The organism is Pedococcus sp., assembly GCF_036554925.1.
GTDB lineage: Bacteria > Actinomycetota > Actinomycetes > Actinomycetales > Dermatophilaceae > Pedococcus_A.
Window position 1 is genome coordinate 1 of record NZ_DATBMI010000136.1, and the last position, 2,618, is coordinate 2,618.

Here is a 2,618-nt window from a genome sequence, read left to right on the forward strand (position 1 = left end):
CGATGTCCTCCTCGTCGACATCCGGATGCCCGGGCTCGACGGCGTCGAGGTGACGCGGCGCCTGGCCGGGCCAGACGTGACGGACCCGATGGCGGTCGTCGTGATCACCACCTTCGACCTCGATGAGTACGTCCTCGGCGCGCTGCGCGCCGGCGCCCGCGGCTTCCTGCTCAAAGACGCCGGGCCGGAGCTCCTCGTGCAGGCCATCCACGCGGCGGCCAACGGGGACGCGCTGATCGCCCCCAACGTCACCCGCCGGCTGCTGGCGACCTTCGCCGACCAGGCGCCGGTGGTACCGGTCCAGCCCATCGACCCGCTCACCGAGCGCGAGGAGGAGGTGCTCGCGCTGGTGGCACGGGGCCGGACCAACGCCGAGATCGCCACCGAGCTCTTCGTCGGCCTGAGCACGGTCAAGACCCACGTCGCATCGTTGATGACCAAGCTCGGCGCCCGCAACCGCGTCGAGATCGCGATGTGGGCCTACGACACCAGACGCGTGAGAGCCGATTAGTGGGTACAGATCGCAGCGTAGGCCCGTGGGGTTCGGTAGCCCAGCGATGAGTGCGGCCGGTCGTGGTTGTACTCCTCCTTCCAGTCGCCGATGGTGACCTTGGCGCTCGACCAGCCCGCCGAGACATTCACGGGTGTGCTCGTCAACCACCGACAGGATCTTGACCGGGCGACCGTCGGTGGTCGAGTCGAACTGGACGTCGATGGCCCACACCATGTTCGGGCCGGTCGCGGACGGCACCGGCGGCACCGTGGAGGACCCGACCCGCTTGCGGCGACGCTTCACGACCACGCGGAGGCCTTCCTCGCGCCACAGCCGCTGGATCTTCTTGTGGTTGACGGTCCAGCCTCACCGCGGGCGTCGTGGTAGGCGCGTCGGTGACCCCAGCGGGGATGCCTGCCCGCGTACTCACGCAGCCACGCCCGCAGGGCGGCGTCGGGGTCCTCGACGGTCTGGGATGCCGGGGTGTGGCGTTGGGTCGATCGGTGCTGCCCGACCACCCGACACGCGAACCGTTCGCTCACCTTCAGCGTGCGCTGAAGATGTTCACGGCCGCGCGCCGACGGGCCGGGCTCAGAAGGTTCCCTCTGCGATCTCCCGGAGCGCGTCCTTCTCCAACTCGGCGTCGGCCAGCAGCCGCTAGAGTCGGGCGTTCTCCTTCTCCAGCTCCTTGAGGCGCTTGGCGTCTTCGGCCTTGAGACCCCCGAACTGGTTGCGCCACCGGAAGTAGGTCTGCTCGCTGACGCCCAGCTGGCGCGCGACCTCGGCGGTATCGGCGCCCTGGGCGAGCAGCCGGTCGGCCTCGGTCAGCTTCCACCTGCTCAGGAGTGTGCCGCTTCCTCTTCGTCGACATGGTGTGAGCCTTCCCGCCCGCTCCCGCGGGCTGCAAGGACTCTCACAACCGATGGACCGACTAACCGGGGTCACGCCACTGGTGTCCAGCCGGCACCAGCCACGGGAGCTCACCGCGGCCCTCGCGGACGACCTGTCCGACACGGTCGTGATGGTGGACTGCTCGGCGCTGCCGGCGAGTACCCCGTCGTTCATGGACGAGCTGGTCAAGGCCGTCCTGGTGGACCGGCGCGGCGGTCGCCTGGAGACCGGGTGGCGAGCGCCACGCCCCGAAGCCGTCGGGCTCAGGTCTCCATTGCGTCCAGCAGCTGCTCCTCCAGCCAGCCGAGGTAGCTGAGCAGGCGGAGGGCGGGGGCGCGGGGGTCGGTGTCGTCGACGTAGCCGTCGAAGTCCTCGGTGATGTCGAGGCGGACGCCGAGGGCGAGGCGGATGTCGTTGAGGACGCCGAGCCAGGCGGTAGCCTCGTCGTCGCTGAGCTCGACCGTCCAGCGGCGGACGGAGGTGGAGCCGCGGGCCAGGGTGGTGGTGACCAGGTCGAGGTTGGCCAGCTTCTCCTTGACCAGGTCGTCGCGCATCAGGCGGCGGTACTCCTCGTCGCGCTCGACGTCCTCCACGTCCAGGTAGGCCGGGGGGAACAGGCGCTGGTTGACGGGCTCGTCGTCGCCCTCGGCGAGGACGCTGCGGAGCTGGTCGGGGAGGCCGCGGAGGAAAGCCACCTCGTCGTGGGCCAGCCGGACCCGCAGGCGGTCCTGGCCGAGCCGCTTGAAGGAGCCGGCCAAGGAGCTACCGGTCCTTCTGCATGGTGGCCCAGAGGCCGTGGCCGTGGAGGCGGTAGACGTCGAACTCCGCCTTCTCCCTGGGGCCGCTGGACACGACCGCCTTGCCCTTGTGGTGGACGTCCAGCATCAGCCGGGTGGCCTTGGCCCGGTCGTAGCCGAACAGCTTCTGGAGCACGAACACCACGTACGACATCAGGTTGACGGGGTCGTTCCAGACGATCACCACCCAGGGGATGTCCGGCTCGACGACGTCGTCGTGCTGCTCGGTGCGCTCGCGGGTCGGGGCGGTCGTGCTCATGCGCGATATGGTGGCGCATCCGGGCGCCATCGGCCATGCCCGGTCCGGGGCTGCTCAGGTCAGGCGGCGCAGGTCGCCGAGGCGGACGGTGACGCCGCCCCGGTCGAGGTGCTCGAGCAGGGGGATGGCCGTGCGGCGGGTGGTGCCGAGGGCCTCCCTGGCCTCGGTGGCGGCGAAC

Annotated in this window: 4 protein-coding genes and 1 pseudogene; 1 reads left to right on the top strand and 4 read right to left on the bottom strand. The window is 70.4% G+C overall.

All coding sequences use genetic code 11. The annotated features are described in order from the left end of the window. Window positions 1-511 (top strand): response regulator transcription factor (locus VIB11_RS11305; RefSeq protein ID WP_332031298.1); only part of this gene is annotated, 511 nt, incomplete at its 5' end. Here VIB11_RS11305 and VIB11_RS11310 read toward each other — a convergent pair. From VIB11_RS11310 to VIB11_RS11325, 4 genes and pseudogenes are all read right to left on the bottom strand, one after another. Then, window positions 508-1,364: pseudogene (locus VIB11_RS11310) on the bottom strand (IS3 family transposase). The gene VIB11_RS11305 and the pseudogene VIB11_RS11310 sit on opposite strands and share 4 nt — an antisense overlap. Window positions 1,365-1,647: 283 nt before the next feature. Further along, window positions 1,648-2,142, bottom strand: a complete 495-nt coding sequence (locus tag VIB11_RS11315; RefSeq protein WP_332031300.1) for a DUF2017 family protein — start codon at window positions 2,140-2,142, stop codon at window positions 1,648-1,650. Window positions 2,143-2,146: 4 nt separating this feature from the next. Further along, on the bottom strand, window positions 2,147-2,440 hold the full coding sequence (gene clpS / locus VIB11_RS11320) for an ATP-dependent Clp protease adapter ClpS (RefSeq protein ID WP_332031302.1): 294 nt from the start codon (window positions 2,438-2,440) through the stop codon (window positions 2,147-2,149). Between the two features lie 54 nt (window positions 2,441-2,494). Next, a partial coding sequence (locus VIB11_RS11325; protein ID WP_332031304.1) for a SelB C-terminal domain-containing protein occupies window positions 2,495-2,618 on the bottom strand: 124 nt, incomplete at its 5' end.

Coding starts and splice junctions, on each gene's coding strand:
- clpS (WP_332031302.1), bottom strand. CDS start 2,440: ATGAGCACGACCGCCCCGACCCGCGAGCGCACCGAGCAGCACGACGAC.